Raw genomic sequence first — 18801 nt, 5'->3', positions numbered from 1 at the left:
ATGGGAGGCGAGAGAGTAACGTTTTTTACCTTTCCCTCCACCCACTACGCGCTGAAGGCGGAGAAGGCGGCAAGACAGGCCGGGGTAAGGGTCAGGCTGGTTCCCGTTCCCCGCGAGCTCAGTTCCCTCTGCGGATTGGCCCTGGAGGTAGACACCGAGCATGAGCTTGCGGCTCTGGAAGCGCTGGCGGGGGTAAAGCTGGAGCGTAAGGCCAGGGTGATAAGGGAGGCCGGCCTGATCACGGCCTTGGTCGAAGTGGTGGATTTTGAGCCCCAGTAACCGGGTAGGGTTACCCTTATTTGCCGGTGAACCCCGGCGGGTGACCGGCCGGTCAGGACCGGGCCCGTGAGGCGCCGGGAGGAACCGGACGAAGCGCGGGTGCCCAAAGGAGGGTAGGCGTCATGCAGCTCGAATGGCTCGAGACCTTCGTGACCACGGTGGAGATCGGTACGCTTTCTGCCGCCGCGCGTGCCCTGCACCTTACCCAGCCGGCGGTCAGCAAGCAGCTGGCGGCGCTGGAGAGTTACTGCGGTGCGCGGCTGCTGGAACGCCGCGGCCGGGAAGCAAGGCTGACTCCTGCCGGCCGGATCTTTTACCGCACGGCCAAAGAGGTACTCCGCCGCCTGGACAGGACCCGCCAGGAGATTGCCGGGCTGGAGCAGCTCCTGCAGGGAGAACTCCTGCTGGGAGCCAGCACCACGCCGGGACAGTATCTTCTGCCCCGCCTCATCGCTGGTTTCCGAAGCCGGTATCCGGGGCTGCAGGTAACCCTGCGCATCGCCGATACCGCCGAGGTGCTCAAGGGCGTGCGGGAGGCAGAGCTGGACTTGGGGGTAGTGGGGGCCAAGAGCCCGATCAGAGGATTGAAGTTCCGGCCTTTAGCCGAAGACGAGATAGTCCTGATCGTACCCCCGGCCCACCGCCTGGCGGGATTACGGGAGGTGTCACCTCAAGATCTTGAGGGAGAGCCCTTTATCTGGAGGGAAAGCGGCTCGGGCACCCGGAAGGTGCTGGTGGAGCGACTGTCCGCCCTGGGTATTCGGCTTCCCGAGCCGGTGATGACTCTGGGCAGCACCGAGGCGGTGGTCAACGCCGTGGAAGCCGGGCTGGGGTTGTCTTTTGTGACCCATCTGGCGGCGGAAAGATCGGTCCACCTGGGGAAAGTGGCAGCACTGCGGGTAAAGGGGTTGGATCTGAGGAGGGAGCTTTTCCTGGTGGGCCGCGGTCGGGAAACTTCGCCAGCCGTGGAGGCCTTCTGGAACTTTGCCGCCCGGCGGCTTTCGCCCAATGATCAATGCTGCCCGGGCCCCGCCGTGCTATAATGGGGCCGGAAGAGTCAAGGGAGGAGGACAGGAACTGCGGTTTACCGCCGTAGTACCCGTAAAGGTGATTGGCATGTGGCCGGCGCCGATTATCATGATTATTATCCAGATAGAGGTCGAACCATGAGCCCGGCCCTGCCAGAGGGGGTCCATAAGCCACGCTTAGGTTGGTCTTTCTGGTATTTCTGGTGCTTTTGCTGAACCTGCCCTTCGGCTACTGGCGGGCCGGCGTGCCCAGGTTTTCCGTACCGTGGGTGTTGGCCATTCATTTGCCCGTACCGGCCATAGTAGCCCTGCGCCTGAGTCTGGGTATCGGCTGGGCCTGGTTCAGCTTCCCGCCGCTCGTGGGCGCGTTCTTCCTGGGTCAGTACTGCGGCGCGGGCTTGAAGCGAAGGTGGCAGGCCTGGGGCAGAGGTTCCTCCTTATGCCTGGCCATGGACCTTGTCCGGCTGCGGGTCGGCAGGAGGAGCCAGACCGATAACCGGTAAGGCGGCAACTCCTTCTCCACCCCTAGCAGACGCGGCGGTTTTTTCTCCCCGATAAAGGAGCACCCGGTTTGTAACCCACACTACCCCCATCTCAGCACTGGCAGAATATCACGCGGCCACCACCGGGCGCTGTGCATCGCCTACGCCTGTCCGGCCTAGCCCTCCCCTATATCTGGTGAGCGGGCCGGTCGGGGGCGGTCCTCTCCAGTTCCTGGATGAGCTTCTGAATGGCCTTCTTCTCGATGCGCGAAACGTAGCTGCGCGAAATGCCCAGGCGCCTGGCTATCTCCCTCTGGGTGCGCCGCAACCCTCCCAGAATGCCGTACCGCAGCTCCAGCACCTGGCGTTCTCGATCGTGGAGTCCTGACAGGTGGTGTTTCACCCGTTCGTAATCGTAGCCCCGCTCTACGACTTCGGCCACGGCATCCGGTTCCGTGCCCAGCACGTCAATGAGCGTCACCTCATTGCCTTCCTTATCGATGCCGATAGGTTCAAAGAGGGAGACCTCGTGGGCGTATTTTTTGAGTGCTCTAAGGTGCATCAGTATTTCCGGCCTAAAGTCAATGCCCGGCGGAAAGGATTGCCACCGTCCGGTGCCTCTTCCGTCCTGGGCACCACGGTCACCGTTAAATCCCCGCAGGCGTCGCCGGCCCTCGGGCGGCCGGTCACCACAACCTGTTGGACCAGGGCGCGCACCAGCTCTCTCTTCTCCTCAAAGGCAAAGGCGTCGATTCCGGCCAGCAGGCTTGCCGCGGCCAGGCGCAATCCGACCGGGTCCGGCCCACCTCCCGTACCCCGCGCTATCTCCGCCTCGATCTCTTTCTTGCGTCGGTTAAGACGCTCCGCCCTGTGCCTCAGCTCCGCCAGCATGTTTCTCGTCCTGGCATCGAGGTCGAACCAGCCCCCGGCCAGAGCGGCCAGCACGTTTTGGCGCCCCCGCTCGGTCTCGACCAGAAGTCTATCCACCCGGGCCAATTCCCGCCGCAGCTCTTCCGCATCCGGCCATGCGGAGGTGGCCTCCCGCGCCAGGGTCTCGCTATCTCCCAGCCACGCCTTTACCCGATCCCACACCACCTGCTCCACCGGGCGGGCCAGTACCACCTTCGTCGGCCGGCACCCACCGCCCCTACTGCCCGCGGCATGACGCCGGCAGGTGTAGCGGCGGTCCGGTTTCCCCCAGCAGCTCATCCAGGTGCCGCTCATGGGCAAACCGCAGTCACCGCAGGTCACGAGCCCCGACAGCAGGTAATCGTGTTTGCCTCGGCTGGCCCACAACCGCCGCGCCGCCTCGGCCTTCTGCCGGGCGGCCAGCCATAAGTCCTCCGGGATCAGGGCCGGCACCGGGACGGCAATCCAGTGCTCGGGCGGGACCGGTTGGCCCCGCCTGCCTCCGGCAAAGTCCCGGCGGCGGTAGTACCAGGTGCCCGCATAGGCGCTGTTGGCGATAATCTGAGCCACAACCTGCCGGTGCCACGGGCCCTTCCTGCGCCTGGTAGGCACCCCTTGCTCGTTCAGCCAGCGGGCGATGGCGCTGTAACCCCAACCGCCGGCAAACCGGACGAATATCTCCCTTACTACCGCCACCTCCTCCTCCCTGACCTCTACCCGACCGGTCTCGGGATTGTAGGTATACCCGTACAGATCGAGCCCTACGGGAATACCTCCCTGACGGGCCTTCTGCAGCCTGCCCAGGGTGGTGCGCTCGCGTATCTTCTCCCTTTCGTACTCGGCTATGGCTCCCCGCACTGCGTAAAAGAGGCGACCTTCGGGAGTATCCTTCCACTCGAAGCTGATGAATTCCAGCCGTACGCCCCACCGCTCCAGTTCCTCGGTGAGAAGAAGCTGGTGCGCCAGCCGGCGCGAAAGACGATCGGGGTCGCGGCACACGACCAGCTCGATGCGGCCGGAGCGGGCCTCGCGGCGCAGGGCGGAAAGGCCGGGCCGGTCCAGGGTGGCACCCGAAACCCCCTCGTCGGCGTACACGGTTATGGAAGTCGCCCCCAGTTCCTTGGCCCGGCGGATGCAGGCTTCTCTTTGCTCCGCCAGGCTGTAGCCGGTCTCCACCTGCTCCTCGGTGCTCACTCGGACGTAGACAGCCGCCCGCACTCCCGGGTCAGCTCCCTCACCAGCTTCTTGGCCACCAGCGAGTACGCCTGCTTCAGCGCTTCAGGCGAAGGGCTTCCCAGCACCCTCACCGTCAGCCGTCCTCCTTTGGCCTTGCCGTTCCTCCCGGCCTTGCGCGGCACTCCGGCGCCCCCTTTCGGGAAATCTTACGCCGGTCCCGCCCTGTCCTACTACCGAGCCTGTCTTGCCTCATTCTTCCAGATGTCGGTTGGCTCATGAATTCCAGGGTGCAGTTAATCCTCACCCTGGCCGGCCTGCCGTCGCATGAAAGAATCTCAAAACCGTCTACCTACTTCCCCCTAGACTTCTACCACCCCTACGACCCTAACCACGCGGCCTGCCTCGCCCATGACTGCAAGACAGTTGCCTCTCTTCGGCCTTCTCAACACGGCTTCACCCCCTTGCCGGCCTTGCTAACCGGCCGCCAGTGGCGGCGCCACGGCCTCCAAGAAACAAAAAACGCGAAAGGCCCGGGGTTTACCCGCGCCTTGGGGTGGCGATATTTCAGGCCCGGGCCCTCCAGCCTGGGGCCTGGTAACCGTACCGTCTCAGGATCGGGACAGCCGCCTTCTTTATCTCTTCAGTGCCCACCACTTTTACCCCCTGGTTTCACCCCCAATATATCGGGCCGCCTGCCCCGCATCTATTCTCTAGCCGGCCGGTGAAGGCAGGGCTCCCGAGCCTACCGAAAAATCACCCGGCACATAGCGGTTAAGCCCAAAAGAATGGATGTAGAAAGGGGCTGGTTCCCTCAAACCCGGTAATTTGCAGCCTGCCCGTCAGGCTATTCCCGGTTAGGCTCGACGGAACCTTCCACCCACCCGCACTCGGCCACCATCTGGAGGAATAAGTCGGCCAGCCGTGGATCGAACTGAGTGCCGGCGCATCGGCGTATCTCCTCCATGGCTTCGGCGAGAGTCTTGGCCTTGCGGTAGCAGCGCTCGTTGACCATGGCGTCGAAGGCGTCCATGATGGCCAGGATGCGGCACTCGAGAGGGATCTCTTCGCCTTTTAGTCCCAAGGGGTACCCTGATCGATCCGTCCCAGCGCTCGTGGTGCTTGAGGATGAGGTCCGCCACCCCGGCCAGCTCCGGCGTGGCCAGAGCGATGCGGTAGCCCTTTTCCGGGTGCTGGCGCATGATCTCCCATTCCTCATTGCTTAAAGGCCCGGGCTTGAACAGCACGGCATCCGGAATACCTAGCTTACCAATGTCGTGAACCCTGGCCAGAAGGGCCAAATTGGCCTGTTGCTGTTTGGAAAGCCCCGAGACGCTCACCCACCTTCCGGCACCAGTGGGCCAGTCGCCGGGCGTGGCCCTCGGCAAAATGGTCCCGCTGCGCCAGGGCGGCCACCAGGGCGTTGACGGCCTGACCGCGGGCAGTGGTTTCCGAGTACAGCTTCTCCTGGTACATCCGGTCGTCGGCCTGGCGGTAGGTTTCCCGCAGGGATTCTTCCGGCGTTCGGGCCGTGGCGAGACCGAAGCTAACGCTTAACGGCAGCTCCGGGTGCCGGTGGTTATGCTCCTCCACCGCCGCCTGCAACCGGTGCAGTATGGCCGTGCCGGCCGCCTCATCGGTCTTGGGCAAAATGGCCACGAATTCGTCTCCCCCCACTCGGGCCACCACGTCCGAGCGGCGCAAAGTGCGCTGAAGGACCCGGGCGCAGGCCACCAGCAGTTCGTCCCCCCGTTCGTGGCCCCGGGTGTCATTCACGAGTTTGAGGCCGTTGACGTCGGCTACAATCACGCTCACAGGGTAGCAGTCCTCGCTGTTGCTTAGGCGCCGGAGCTCCTCCTCGAAATAGACGCGATTATATAACCCCGTAAGCTGGTCATGCAGGCTGACATATTCCAGCCTCTGGGCAAAGCGCTTCTTTTCGGTGATGTCCACTACGCTGCCCAAGGTGACCCGCCGGTTGCTGTACTCCCAAGATGTGACCGTCTCCTCGACCCACCGGAGGCTGCCTTGCTTGGTAACCACCCGGAACTCATAAGGCCGGGTGTTAGCACCCTTGAGCATGCGCACCGCTGCTTGCCGCACCTTCTCCCGGTCCTCGGGGAACACCAGGCTCAAGGACTCTCGGTCGATCAATTCCTCCCGGGAGTAGCCGGAAAGCCGCTCAAACTGCGGATTTACCATCTCAAACCGGCCCTCCCTCACTATATACATGGCAGTAGGACTGTGGTCGAAGACGCTCCGCAGCAGGTCTCCGCGGTCGCCCCTAAACCTCCTCTTATGCCGAACCGTAGCCAACAGGGCCTTGCGGCCGCAGAAGTCCACCTTGGCAAAGCGCGCCTCGGCTTCAAAAACCGAGCCGTCGGAGGGGCGCCGGGCCAGCCACTCCAGGTGAAGGCTTTCCTCCTCCGCCCCCTCGGCCCACCATCGATCCACTTCTTCCCGGCGGCAGCCGGGAGCGGAGTAGTCCCGCCAGAAGCACCGGCCTAGGGCCTCCGCCCGGTCCGCCAGCCCGTACAGCCCGAGCACCGAGTCGTTTACCTCCAAGACCTGGCCGCCGGGCTCGAAAATGAAGACCCCGTTGTGAACGTTGTTGAGGACGGCGCGGAAGGCCCGCTCCCATTGCCGGGCCTTCCGTGCCATCTCCCTTGTGGCGATCAAATCCTCCAAGCGGCGAGCCAAGAGCCTCAGAACCCACCGCTCCTGCGCCGAAGGCCTGTGCCCCAGCTCCAGGTATATCCGTCCCTTCACCACGCCAGACATGACGTGCACCAGGACCTCTTTGCCCAGATGCCGAAGCCGTTCCTTTGAAGGAGCACGGTCCCCGAAGCCCCAGCGCCCGAGCTCCACTGTCTTGCCGTCTTCCTCCACAGTTGCAGCCAGGCGGCGAAGCCCTATTACCCGGGACGCCTTTTCCCCTGCTTCCTGCACCAAGTCCTGACAAGAGGCGGGAAAAGAGAAGCTGGTTAGCTCGTCAATCGCTAGCAATTGCCATGGCTGGAGACCCAACCCTACCACCCGCCGCTACCTCGGCCTTACTCTTCAAGGTAGGAGTAGCTGGCCGAGGCTCTTGATTTCACCGAAGGTGAGCACCCCCAATACCTGCCTTCCCTGCTTGACCTGCTCCCCCACGGCGTTTCTTCTGAATCTCCGAATCTCCCCGCCCAGGTCGTAGGCGGAACACGAATTGAAGACCGGAGCCATCTCCAACCGGAAGGGCCGTTCAGGGAAGCCTCCTCGACGGGATGCCTACTCGGCTATGCCCACATTTCGGGCTATACCCGCATTGAGCTAGTACGGTTGGCACAATCCACTAGACTCAAGCACAAGCTGGTACCTGCTACCATAGACAAGCCAGTTTTCCTACGCCCTTGAGCACCTGGTAAGGCTGGCAAGTCCGCTGGCGGTCCTTCGACCGTAGGCGGCCAGAACCGGAGAAGAGGGCGTGCCCCTTCGGACCTACCTGGTGCGGAAACGTTATGCTTGTTTAAGCATAGCGCCCCCCATGCCAGGGTGTCAATACTTGCTGGCACGCGGCGGACACGCATATTCTCGCTATGAGCCCCGTGGTGGCAGCCTAGGCATAGGCTGCGCCAGCGGGCGCCGGCCTTCTCTATTCTTCAACACCATGCATGTACATTCATTATTGGGCGGCCAGGACCTTGCCAACCCCGCACAGGTGTGTACCCGGTTTGCCTGGCTGGCGGTTCTGGCTCCCAATCCTACGTCGATTCCTGTCCCCGCCCGGGTTCAGCCTGACGAAGGATGACGGGCCTCCACCGATCAGTCCACATTATCAACAACCGGCACGTTGTAAGCGTGCCTTACGCCCGGCCGAGTAATTCCTTCACGCGCTTCAGTATCACCATGGCCTCGGCTCGATTGATAGTATCTTGAGGAGCGAAGCGCCCGCTTTCCCTACCCACCATTATTCCTTGACTGGCCACGGCAGCGACCGCCTCTTCGGCCCACGAACTGACCCGGGAAGCGTCGGTGAAGCGGGCCAGTGTTGCATCCGCCCCGACAACCGCGATCGGCCTGCCGGCTCTGGCCAGCACGCGCGAGATCACGCAGGCCACTTCTTGGCGGGTGATACCTGCGTCCGGTTTGAAAGTGCCGTCACCGTAACCGACCGTTAGCCTGTTAGCAAGTGACGTTTCCACCGCGCCGTAATATCCGGATGAAGCCGGTACGTCCTTAAAGTGTCCCTGCTCCGGCCTGACTTCCTGGATACCCAGGCAACGATTCAGGAAGGCCGCAAATTGCGCCCGGCCAACCGGATCCGAGGGACCGAATTTGCCCGGCGCAACCTCCTCGGCCATACCTGCTTCGGCCATGAACTCGATATCCCGTTGCGCCCAGTGCCCCGCAATGTCGGTGAATGTAACTGGCGCTGACGGCTCGATCTGGGGCTGGCCGGCGGCGCCGTCTGCCGGCGGGGCCGCTGCCGGGGCTACGGAGAAGTTGACCGTCTTATCCGCCCCTAGAGCGGTCCCGGCTTGAGCTCTGAGTTTCGCACTAATCACTATCTCGTAGCTTTTACCCGGGACTAATTCGGTCTGGGGCGCGATGAATACGTTGCGTTTCTGCTCGGTCGGCGAATCCTGGCTTCCGGTGCCGATCCTGGTGACGATTATAGGCACCTGGTTACCGGAGGATTCGCGCAGAATGAAGCAGGCCTGATTTTCCGACCATACGGTTTCCGAAGTCACGTTCTTGTTGAACTCTAACCTAATGGTAGGCATTACCGATTGAATCTCCGCACCAGTCAGTGGCTGAATGTCGGCAAAGGTATTACCGGTGACAGTTGTGAGGTAGGCTCCTATAAAGGCAAAGGGTTCGCTCTGACCCCCGCCAGAACCGCCGCCCCCTCCGCCGCCGGCGAATGCCGGCCAGGCACTGGCCACAGAAAGCATGAAAAGCATTGAGAGAACCGATAAGAAAACGAACAACGGAGTCCGCTTCCTAAACCGGTTAAGAAACATGCTCCTGCCTCCCCTTCTTTTGCCTTGGCGTAACCCCGGGCCAGGCGGTCTTCGCCCGCTCCGGTTCGGCCCCCATTACGCGCAATAAGCTGTGGTGGCACTAATCGATGTACCGGTGGAATAGCGTAGGTATGTCGCGAAGCCCAGAAAGTCGTTGCGCCTAGCCACCCCCTTTCCGGTATGCACCGCCCTGCTGCTGCACAACCCCGCCCGCGCCGAGGGACCTCCCGGTAACAACTCCCTAGAAAGCCCTCAGCTGCTCCTTGGTCAAGGTCTGCCATTTGGCCCCGCCGGCGCTTTGCGCCAACGGTGTCACGAGCAGTACCGGCTCTCCGCCCAGCATAACTGCCTTTACCCTGTCTCCCAACCTGATCAGCTCGTCGTTCCCCAAGACCCGACCGTCCAGGCTCTGAACCCGGGAAACGCGGGCCTGCCTCAGGATCTCCCGGACCGTGGCCACTCCTGCCTCCGATTCGACCTGAAGCTTGCCTCTCACCCTCCCGTCGTTGCCGCTTAGCCTGAGCGCCACCCCAGCCAGGGCGCCCACCACCCCCTGGCCCGTGCCGCCGTGCTCGGACAGGTGCACTCCCAGTTCCTCCGCCAGACCGTATGCTTCCGCTTTAGTGAGCACGCTAACCTTGGCCCTTCGCCCGTAGTCCACCAGTGCCTCCACCTTGCGGATCCGCCCGGCCACGGCCACGCATAGGCCGGGATCCGACCCTTCCGCGCTCTCCTTGGCCAGAAAGTCACCGGCAAGCTCGATCAGGTCACCGAGATATTCTTCTTTCAGCTCCGAAACAAAGCACATGGAACTGTTATGCGAGGTATAGGGCACATCCGGATGCACGTATAGCTGGTGGCGCGTGATCAGGCTGCCCCGTCCCCACCCGCGCTCCTCAATCATCTGGGCCAGGGCAGCGGCAAGCTTGCCGGTTCCTCGCTTCGTATGGATATTATCCGTGTCGTCGATGGCTATAAAGGTGCGCATGGCAAGTAATGCCTCCTCCCTCTGCCTACTTTGCTTCTGCCTGCTTGGGCAAGCGCAGGCCCTCTCCGGACAAAATTTGAGAAACCATCTCGTCGGAGAGCTCGAGATCGAAGAACTGGCGGTAGAAGAACTTGGTTTCCGCCACCATATCGAGGTCGCGGAAGCGGTCCGGGTACAGGGTCTTGGCCGTCCAGAGTACCGCCAGGGGCGTTTCCAGGGAACTAAAATGGCCCCACCGCGAAACCCCGATGGGCATCAGGTATACCTTGCGGCTTTTTACCGCCTTAAGAGGGCTCCATTGCTCGTTGCTCATGATGTAATCTAAGGTTGCGGGCTCGTTGCAAATAATCACATCCGGGTCCCACTGCAGAATCTGTTCCAGGGTGGCGTAGTATTCGTTTTCCACCAGTTTCAATTGCTGGTTTACGGAAACGTTGATGGCCCCCGCCGCCTGGGTCCAGTCCGCCGGCAGGCTCTGGGTGTAGTCGGTGCGAGTGGCCTCATTAAGCGAGTGATAGACCCGGACTCTCTGCTCCGCCGGTATTTGCTCCACTACCTTGCGCACCCGCTCCAGGCAACTCTCGTAGTAACGGTTGTATTCTTCCGCTTCTTCGCTGGCCCCGAGAACCTGGCCCATCAGCCTCATGGCGTACCGCTGCTCTTCCATGCTGCGAAAATCCACCACTACAAAGGTCAGGCCCGCCCGGTTCAGCTTGTCGACCTCCGCTTCGTTCAGCGCCGTGTCGTTCTTGACGAAGACTACGTCCGGGTCGCAACGGATCAGCTCCTCGATGTTTATGGTGCCGCTCACCCGCGGTACGGCGGCGCTCTTAACCGCGGGGCATATCTCCGTCAGCAACACCTCCCGCTTCAGCCCCCCTATTACTGCCACTATCTTGTCGCCCTGCCCTAGCATAACCGCGGCGTCACCCGAAAAGGGGCATAAGCAGGCAATGCGCTCGATTCTGGCCGGCACCTTTACCTGTCTTCCCAGGGTGTCGGTAACGGTTACGGTATGCGTGGTCCCGGTAATGGCCTTCCGATCCGTTTCCGACCCAGGCGTACCGTTGCAACCTGCGACTGCGGCCAGGATTATCAGCAATAAGACAATGGTGGTGAAACGCCTGATAACCGCCCGCCGGTTCAACTTGCGCATGCACCCCCCTGGTGACCGGATAGCGTGTTCACGGCTACCACGTACCTCAGAGTACGGCCCCGGTCCAGCTCGCAGGTCAGCGTCCGGGCATCGATGCCGTAAACCTCTCGGAGCTTGGCCTCCGACAGTACCTTGCTGGGAGGGCCGAGTGCCGCCAGGCCGGCCCGGTGCATCATGGCCACTGTGGTAGGGAGGTTGTGATTCTCAAAGAAAAAAGCGTGGTTGGGAAAATGGGTGGCCATTAGGATAGACACACCGGTATCCCTAACCAATCTGACCATGGTTTCGAGGACGATAAGTTCGTGCCGGAAATCCAGGTGGGCGGTAGGTTCGTCCATGATGATAATCGGGGTCTTCTGCGCCAGAGCCCGAGCAATCATCACCAACTGTCCCTCGCCTCCACTGAGCTGGGTATAGGGCCGGTCCCTGAAACGGCTCATACCTACTTCCTGTAACGCCCACTCGGCGATCTCCTCGTCTTCCCGGGAAGGCGAAGAGAAAAGCCCCAGGTAGGATGCCCTGCCCATGAGCACAAGATCCTTCACCAGGTAAGGGAAGGTTCTTTCGTGAATCTGGGGCACGTAGGCTACCTGCCGCGCCATCTCCCGGGCAGAAATGCTGGATACCGGCTTTCCCTTAACCAGTACCGTGCCCCGCGTAGGTTTAAGGATTCCCAGGATGCAGTCAAGCAGAGTAGTCTTACCGCAACCGTTGGGGCCCAATATGCAGAGGATGTGGCCGTCTTCGAGCTCTAGATTGATGTCTCGAAATACCTCGTGCCGGCCGTAGGCGAAGGATACTTTGCGCACTTCCACCAGGGGCGGCACATTACCACCCCCCACCCTTGGTCTTTTTCAGCAAGTACACAAAAAAAGGCCCTCCTACCAGAGCGGTCAGTATGCCCAGGGGTATCTCCGATCCGGAAACCACCCTGGCCAGCGTGTCCACCAAAATCAGGTAGGCACCCCCCAAGGCCATGCTGGTGGGAATCAGCACCCTGTTGTCGTTTCCCACTATCATTCGGCCGATATGGGGGATGACCAACCCGACCCAGCCGATAATACCGCTGACACACACCGCGCCGGCCGTGGCCAGGCTGGCGCAGAAAATCACTATCCCCTTCTCCAGGACCACATTGACTCCCAGCGTCTGTGCCTCCTTATCCCCCATGGAGAGCACGTTGATGCGCCAGCTAATAGCGACCAAACCTGCCATTCCGACGGACATGGGTATGCTCGCCACAATAATGTCCTGAAAACGGGCGCTGGCCAAGCTCCCCATTAGCCAGAATACGATAGCCGGAAGCTTTTCGTACGGGTCGGCTATGTACTTGATGAATGATATCAAGGCCTGGAACATAGAAGACACAATGACCCCGCCCAGAACCAGCATAATGGTGGGTGTCGAGCGATAAATCCGCCCGATCAGGTAGCTCAATATGACCGCCAGGAAGCCGAAACCAAAGGCGAAGGCATATACCAGGACTACGCTTTTGAAGAGTAATATGGCCAGGGAAGCTCCGAATCCGGCGCCGGCGCTCACCCCCAGGATGCCGGAATTGACCAGGGGATTGCGAAACAGGCCCTGAAAGGCAGCACCGCTCGCCGCCAGGCTTCCCCCCACCATGGCGCCCAATATCGCTCTGGGGAGGCGGATATCCCACACTACCGTCCGGCTGATGTCCGGCACGTCGGCGGGGGCGCCAGTAAACTTGGACCACAATATATGGGCCGCCACCACGGGTGGGACCGGGTATCTTCCTATGAACAGAGAGAGGAAGATAAAAAGCACCGGCACCAGTGGTAGCAGGTAGAGCCATCTCTGCTTCCTCGAAGTCAAGGGCCCACCTTCCTGTATCTGCTGCGAATGAATACGGCAGCGGCAATAGCCACGGCTGCGAGGATACCCAGGACCGCCGGCAGCGTCGAAGTGCCGCCCGATGCTGGGTTGGCCGCTGGCGTCTGCCCGGCGGGCAAGGACTGGGTTTGAATGTCCGTCGCCGGAGCGGGCGGGTATTCCGTTTTTGCGCTTTGCGAGGTTTCCTGGCGCGGTGAATACTCAACCGCAGCCGGAGACTGGTCTTGCATTTGCGCGCCCTGGGAGGAGATGGAACCGGCCGCCGACTCTTTGTCCGCCGGGACCGAGCGCTCGGGAGCCCCAGATCCCTCTACAGACGCAGAACCCTCCGGCTCTACCGGTTCTACCGGTTTGGTAGCCTCTTTGGGCTGGCTTGCGGGCTCCCCGGCAGTAGAAAAACTAATGGTTAATTCTTCTCCTAAGGTGGCACCGCTCTTGCTTTGTAGCTCGGGAGCCACTCTCACCGTGTAAGTAGTCCCGGGCTTCAATTCGGCCAGAGGAACCAAGGTAACCACCCGCTTCTTTTCCGGCTCGATTTGATCGTCCGCCATATCCACGCGGATGGGTACCGGCTGATTATCCTGGGTATGTAGGGAGAAACAGCGCTGGTTAGCCTCCCTCACACTAGCGTTGACCACGTTCTTGTTGAAGGAAAGCGTTATCGCCTGTAGCGGCAGGGTTACGTTCCTCTCGCCGTCGGCCGGGCTGGAAGAAACCAGCTGCAGGGGATCATCGCGCCCTCCGCCCGTCCCGTCGCCTTCGGCGGCGCGGGCGGGTGGACATAAGCAGGCTCCCAGGAAGGTAACAGACAGGATGAAACAGAGCGTTCTCGCCCATGGAAGAACGGCTAGGCGCATCGAAACCCATCCCCCTTGCGCTACGGCTCGCTATGCTTACCCAAATATAACGTGGTGCACAAAAAAATCCGGATACGGACTGCGCAGTAATTTTATCTTCGACGGTTTGACACGGTTTTCCTGCCGGTTCTTGCCGCCGGGCCGCCAAAAAGACCGGCCGGACAATAGGGCAGGCCTTTAAGGATCGGGAAAGTCTAAGGAAGGCTGCTCGGCCCTGATGGGTTCTCTTGCCCGTACTTGGGCTTCCAGCGCGCGGTGGGCGGCCGCCACCTTCCTGAAATCCAGCGCCACCGGAGCCAACTTCTCCCGGTCGCGCAGCACCGCCGCCGGGTGGAAGGTGGGCAGGATCTTTGCCCCATCCCTTTCGAACCACTGTCCCCGCACCCTGGTAATCCTGGCCTCCGGATCTACCAGGCTGCGGACTGCCAGTGCTCCCAGGCAGACGATTATTCTCGGGCGGATGAGCCGGATCTGCTCCATCAGGTAATGGCGGCAGGACGCGGCCTCTTGAGGGGAGGGCTCGCGGTTTCCGGGAGGCCGACACTTGACCACGTTGGTAATATAGACCTCCGCCCGCGAGAACCCGGCAAAGGCCAGCAGCCGATCCAAAAGCCTGCCCGCCGGACCCACAAAGGGCCGCCCCATCCGGTCTTCCTCCCCACCCGGGGCCTCGCCCACGAACATCACCGGCGCGTCCGGCCGTCCTTCGCCGAACACCACTTGGCGGCACCACTTTCTCAGGTCGCAGGCCCGACAGGCCAGGCAACGATTCTCCAGCTCTTTGAGCGGTTCGGCAGCGCTCACGCCCCACGCCTCCAGGTTAAGACTCTGTCAACCTGGGGGTTCTCCACTCGCAGCGCATTCTCCTCTCGAAGGGCGCCCTTTGCCGGCAGCCGGCAGGTATCTATGCCTGCGGATGAAAATCCCCGGCCATCCCCCATGGGCGACCGGGCCAGGTTCAGCGCGTGCGCCGGACAGGAGCCGCGGCCCGGCGACGGGCACTCACCGCATGCCAGAACCATACCGGCGCGGCCACACCGGCCCACAAGTTGCCTAGTGCCAGTGACAGCCAGACTCCCTCGGGACCCATGCCAAAGCACCTGACCAGCAGGTACGAGACCGGCAGGGAAATGCCCCAAACTCGCACCAGGGTAATGACCATGGGCGGATAGCCCAGCCCAAGGCCCTGCAAGGCGGCGCTGTAGATCATGTCCAGGCCCACCAGGAAGTAGCTGGCGCCCATAATGCGCATGTAGCTGTAACCCGGGCCCCGCAGCGCCACATCCGGGGCTACGGGATCCCATACTGCTCCCGGGGCAACCAGGACGAACAGCCCGATGAGCGCCATTACAGCTCCGATAAGCCGGGCGGCGTATCGCGGTACCTGCCTGGCCATGAAGGCGTTACCGGCGCCCCAGTTCTGCCCGGTCAGGGCAAGCACCGTAGGGGCGAAGGCCAGGGCGGGCAAATAGGCCAGCATCTCTATCCGGGCCCCCACACCCCGGGCGGCAACGGCGGCGGCGCCGAGAGAAAGAAGTAGCCCGTTGAGGAAAAGCATGCAGAGGGGCTGGGCCGAACGGGCCAGGGCCGATGGCACGGCCACCCACAGGATGTCTTTTGCGAGGGTCCAGCCCGGCCCGGTCCCAAAGCTCAACGGCCACAGCCCGCTGGCGCGTAGGTAGCAACCGTAGGCCAGCGCCGCACTCGCACCCCTCGCTATCACCGCACCCAGGGAGACCCCGGGCAGTCCCATCTCCGGGACGAACCCCACCCCGTATAGCAAGAATGGGTCCAGGAGGGCGTTCACCGCCACCGTAGCGAACACCACCCGGGCGCTCTGGGCCATGCGCCCCATACCCTGCAGAAGACCTGTGCCCACCGCCTGCAGGAAGTAAACCGCGGCTCCCACTAGGTACGGGGCCAAATAGGCCATGGTTGCCCGCAAGGTCTCTTCGGGGGTGCGTAACCACCGGAGAATCCACCACGTTACCGGATAGCCCACGGCGGCCAACAACAGCCCTGCCGTCACCGCAACGGTCAGGGCCAAGAAGGCTGCCTGCCGCGCTTGCTCCCAGCGACCCTGTCCTACCAGCCGGGCAGTGAGGGAATTTGCCCCTATCCCAAGGCCAAAGCCCAGGTTGGTTATTATCATCGTGATCGGGTAACCCAGGCTCAAGGCCGCAAGCTCAGCCGTACCGTAGTGCGCAACCAGGCCGGCCTCGAAAACCGTAAAGCCGTTGTGCACTGCCTGCGCCAGCAGGCTCGGGTAACTCAGGTGCCAAAGGGTGCGGTTGATCTCCTCAGGCGCCAGGTCGGTATAGGTTCTGTCCAAACGTCCGGCCACATCGAATTTCCCTTCGTTAGAACCACGGGAGCCTCCAGTGGAGCCCGAGGGACGTAATAACCAGAAGCAGTAGGAACACGACCAGGAGACTGTCCCGCTTCTGCCAGCACAACCGTTCGGTGACGGTGCGCGAGGGGTGAGAGTTGAAGCCCCGGCTCTCCAGTGCCAAGCTGAGGTTTCTCGCCCGCAGTACACAGTTTACCAGCAACGGCATGGCTAGGGAATAGGCCACCGTGAGATTGTGCCGGAGGCCGCGCCGGTCAAACGCCAGCCCCCGCAGCCGCTGCACCTGCTGGATCTGGACGCTCTCCCGCATCAGGACCGGTATGAACCGCAGGGCGGTAAGAGCCATATAGCCGAATTGGTACGGTACTCCCAGAGAGGTGAAGGCCAGCAACAACGCTTTGAAGCGGACCACGGAGCTGAACACGATTGAGGGCAGAATAATGTCGGCATAGCGCAGACTCATCGATACCCCCAGGTAAAGCCCCTGAGTGGTAATGGGCCAGAAGGGGCCAACGCCAGAGACTCTGGGTATGAGATATACTAACGCCGGACCGTCCCAATTGAATAGGACCTGAAACGAAAAACAGAATCCTAGGATATAGAGGTTAAGCCGTACCAGGGGCTTAATTCTCGCCCACGGCACGGCGAAGAAGAAAACGAAGAAGATGTTAACCAGGAGCAGAATCAGGAGATACCACCAGGATTTAGAGACAAAGGCTAATGCCACCATTACCCCCAGCCACAGGAGCTGGGCCCGAGGGTCGTATCTGCCACCGGAAGAAGTCGAGGGATGGTCGCCCACTATTTGTTCAAGACTGGTAATCACGTCGTTCACGCGCATATATGCTCCCTCGCTGCTTAGCCAACCTCCAAGTGGGTAAGCTCCTGCCTCCTCCCCGGAAGCCAACCGTCTCGGCCTGAGGAGCCATACCCGCGCAAGGATTCACCGTCGTGGCTCCGGTACCATCTGGCCACGCTCTCCACCGTGGGGCGCAAAGGCAGGCCCAACTCTTGTACCAACCTGACCAAAGGCGGCACCCGGGCAGCACACTTCTCTACCAGGTGGGGATTGCAAAAGAAACCTTCCGGGGAGCCGGCATATTGCAATCTGCCCTCGGCCAGAACTAGTACTCGGTCCGCAACTTCTGCCGCCAGGCCCAGGTCGTGCGTGATGACCAGAATCGAGGAGCCGGAGCTGGCCAGCCGGCGAAGCTGATTGACCATTTGCCGCACCAGGAACGCCTCCTGCCCGGTGGTGGGCTCATCCACGACGATTACCTGCGGGTTGCTGATCAGGGCGGTGGCCAGGGCCAGGCGCTTTTTCTGACCCAGGCTCAGCGTGTGCGGGTGGCGGTGGGGCAGGCCGGCCAGGCCGAGAAAGGCCAGCAGTTCTTCCAGGCGCCCTTCGACTGCCTCCGCCAGCCCCAGAACCCTTGGGCCGAGCAGAATCTCGGACCGAACCGTATCCTGAACGATCTGCTGGTTGGGGTTTTGAAATACCAACCCCACCAACGAGGCCAGCTCACGGGCCGGAACCTCCGCCGGGTCCCGGCCCGCCACCCGCACCTTCCCCTTCCAAGGTCGGAGCAGGCCCGCCACCAACAAGGCCAGGGTGGTCTTGCCGCTGCCGTTAGGCCCCAGAAGCACGGTCAGAGTGCCCGGTTCCAGGGTAAAGCTAACGTCCTCCAGCACCGGTACGTCTTCGAAGCCGAAGGTGACGCCGTCCACCTCTACCACCGGCTTCCCCACCCGAGGTACTGTAGCTGCCGCCCGGCACGGGCCGGCGCCTCCGGCGCCCTCCAGCCCGTCTTCACCATCCCCCTCGGTCTGAGGAGGTGACAACGCCACCTCCACCCCGCCCCCGCTCCCGCTCGGCAACCGTGACCGGAGCTCGGCCAGATTGAGCGGCGGGTCTGGTCCGTCCCCGGGGCACACCGAGTAGTACAGGTCGGCCGTACTGGGGTAGGATAGGCCCAATTCCCTGAAGAGGGAGCGCTTGGCCAGGAGCGGTCGCGGCGGACCCTGCATCACCAGCCGGCCGTTGTCCATGACCATAACCACATCCGCCAGTTCCACCATCTCCTCCACCCGGTGCTCGATCACCACCATAGTTAGACCCTGACGGCGCAACTCCGCCAGGGTGGCCAGCACCTCCGACGTACCCCGGCCGTCAAGGTTCGAAGTAGGTTCATCGAGCACCAGGATCTGCGCACCGGTGGCCAAGGCGGCGGCGATAACCAACCGTTGCTTCTGGCCCCCGGAGAGGCGGAGGGCGGAGCGCCGCTCAAAACCGGCCAGTCCGACCTTTTCCAGGGCCCAGCGCACTCGCCGGGGTATCTCCCGCGGGTCTACCAGCAGGTTTTCCGGACCGAATGCCACCTCGTCGGCCACGGTAAGCTGGGACAACTGGCTGTCCGGATCCTGAAACACCAGGCCCACCTTTGTGGCCAGCTCCCCCGGGCGGCATTTCGCGGTGTTCAAGCCGGCCATCTCGACCCGCCCCCGATACTCTCCACGTATCACGTTCGGGATTAGACCACCCAGACACAGGGCCAAGGTACTTTTGCCGCACCCGCTCTTGCCCAGCACCAGGGCTACCCGACCCCGGGCCAATTCGAAGCTGATCCCCTGGAGCGCCCAGGTGGGCGCGCCCGGATAACGGAAGGAAAGATCGCATACCCGGATCAAGCTCCTGCCTCCCGCCGCTCGGGCTTAAAGG

Annotated in this window: 18 protein-coding genes and 1 pseudogene; 3 read left to right on the top strand and 16 right to left on the bottom strand. The window is 62.2% G+C overall.

The annotated features are described in order from the left end of the window. The 3 genes from NUV99_05775 (at position 1) to NUV99_05765 (ending at position 1810) form a co-directional block, all read left to right on the top strand. Complete coding sequence (locus NUV99_05775) at positions 1–279, top strand: DUF3343 domain-containing protein (GenBank protein MCR4419629.1); 279 nt, start codon at positions 1–3, stop codon at positions 277–279. A gap of 122 nt (positions 280–401) precedes the next feature. Further along, entirely contained in the window at positions 402–1322 is a 921-nt protein-coding gene (locus tag NUV99_05770; GenBank protein ID MCR4419628.1) for a selenium metabolism-associated LysR family transcriptional regulator, read from the top strand. Positions 1323–1489: 167 nt separating this feature from the next. Next, the gene (locus tag NUV99_05765; protein ID MCR4419627.1) at positions 1490–1810 is read left to right on the top strand and encodes a hypothetical protein; all 321 of its coding nucleotides are present in this window, start codon (positions 1490–1492) and stop codon (positions 1808–1810) included. A gap of 166 nt (positions 1811–1976) precedes the next feature. Here NUV99_05765 and NUV99_05760 read toward each other — a convergent pair whose 3' ends face one another. The 16 genes and pseudogenes from NUV99_05760 to NUV99_05685 form a co-directional block, all read right to left on the bottom strand. Next, positions 1977–2270: a sigma-70 family RNA polymerase sigma factor gene (locus NUV99_05760; GenBank protein MCR4419626.1), complete on the bottom strand. Its 294-nt coding sequence runs from the start codon at positions 2268–2270 to the stop codon at positions 1977–1979. A gap of 80 nt (positions 2271–2350) precedes the next feature. After that, positions 2351–3916 carry a recombinase family protein gene (locus NUV99_05755; GenBank protein MCR4419625.1) on the bottom strand — a complete coding sequence of 522 codons (1566 nt, stop codon included), beginning with the start codon at positions 3914–3916 and terminating at the stop codon, positions 2351–2353. Continuing rightward, entirely contained in the window at positions 3889–4056 is a 168-nt protein-coding gene (locus NUV99_05750; GenBank protein MCR4419624.1) for a hypothetical protein, read from the bottom strand. Before NUV99_05750 ends, NUV99_05755 begins: the two co-directional genes overlap by 28 nt. Before the next feature lie 662 nt (positions 4057–4718). Beyond that, the gene (locus NUV99_05745; GenBank protein ID MCR4419623.1) at positions 4719–4955 is read right to left on the bottom strand and encodes a hypothetical protein; all 237 of its coding nucleotides are present in this window, start codon (positions 4953–4955) and stop codon (positions 4719–4721) included. A gap of 64 nt (positions 4956–5019) precedes the next feature. Then, positions 5020–5118: pseudogene (locus tag NUV99_05740) on the bottom strand (hypothetical protein). A gap of 19 nt (positions 5119–5137) precedes the next feature. After that, positions 5138–6898 (bottom strand): diguanylate cyclase, encoded by a 1761-nt coding sequence (locus tag NUV99_05735; GenBank protein MCR4419622.1) that lies wholly within the window; start codon positions 6896–6898, stop codon positions 5138–5140. Positions 6899–7713: 815 nt separating this feature from the next. Continuing rightward, entirely contained in the window at positions 7714–8805 is a 1092-nt protein-coding gene (locus NUV99_05730; GenBank protein ID MCR4419621.1) for an S-layer homology domain-containing protein, read from the bottom strand. 310 nt (positions 8806–9115) lie between these two features. Beyond that, positions 9116–9862: a hypothetical protein gene (locus NUV99_05725; protein ID MCR4419620.1), complete on the bottom strand. Its 747-nt coding sequence runs from the start codon at positions 9860–9862 to the stop codon at positions 9116–9118. 25 nt (positions 9863–9887) lie between these two features. Continuing rightward, a complete protein-coding gene (locus NUV99_05720; GenBank protein MCR4419619.1) occupies positions 9888–11018 on the bottom strand; it encodes an ABC transporter substrate-binding protein in 1131 nt (376 codons plus the stop codon). Beyond that, positions 11006–11845 carry an ABC transporter ATP-binding protein gene (locus tag NUV99_05715; GenBank protein ID MCR4419618.1) on the bottom strand — a complete coding sequence of 280 codons (840 nt, stop codon included), beginning with the start codon at positions 11843–11845 and terminating at the stop codon, positions 11006–11008. The genes NUV99_05720 and NUV99_05715 overlap by 13 nt, the downstream gene beginning before the upstream one ends. A gap of 1 nt (position 11846) precedes the next feature. Further along, complete coding sequence (locus NUV99_05710) at positions 11847–12857, bottom strand: iron ABC transporter permease (protein ID MCR4419617.1); 1011 nt, start codon at positions 12855–12857, stop codon at positions 11847–11849. Continuing rightward, entirely contained in the window at positions 12854–13732 is an 879-nt protein-coding gene (locus NUV99_05705; protein ID MCR4419616.1) for an Ig-like domain-containing protein, read from the bottom strand. The genes NUV99_05710 and NUV99_05705 overlap by 4 nt, the downstream gene beginning before the upstream one ends. Positions 13733–13909: 177 nt before the next feature. After that, positions 13910–14536, bottom strand: a complete 627-nt coding sequence (locus NUV99_05700; protein MCR4419615.1) for a uracil-DNA glycosylase — start codon at positions 14534–14536, stop codon at positions 13910–13912. Between the two features lie 154 nt (positions 14537–14690). Beyond that, on the bottom strand, positions 14691–16076 hold the full coding sequence (locus NUV99_05695; protein MCR4419614.1) for an MATE family efflux transporter: 1386 nt from the start codon (positions 16074–16076) through the stop codon (positions 14691–14693). 16 nt (positions 16077–16092) lie between these two features. Then, positions 16093–16923 carry an energy-coupling factor transporter transmembrane protein EcfT gene (locus tag NUV99_05690; protein ID MCR4419613.1) on the bottom strand — a complete coding sequence of 277 codons (831 nt, stop codon included), beginning with the start codon at positions 16921–16923 and terminating at the stop codon, positions 16093–16095. Positions 16924–16940: 17 nt separating this feature from the next. Next, the gene (locus NUV99_05685; GenBank protein ID MCR4419612.1) at positions 16941–18770 is read right to left on the bottom strand and encodes an ATP-binding cassette domain-containing protein; all 1830 of its coding nucleotides are present in this window, start codon (positions 18768–18770) and stop codon (positions 16941–16943) included. Positions 18771–18801: the final 31 nt, after the last annotated feature.

The organism is Clostridia bacterium, assembly GCA_024653205.1.
Taxonomy (GTDB): Bacteria; Bacillota; DSM-521; order Neomoorellales; family SLTJ01; genus JANLFO01.
The sequence above is the reverse complement of the archived record's forward strand: the minus strand, read 5'-3'. Positions and strand labels throughout refer to the sequence as shown.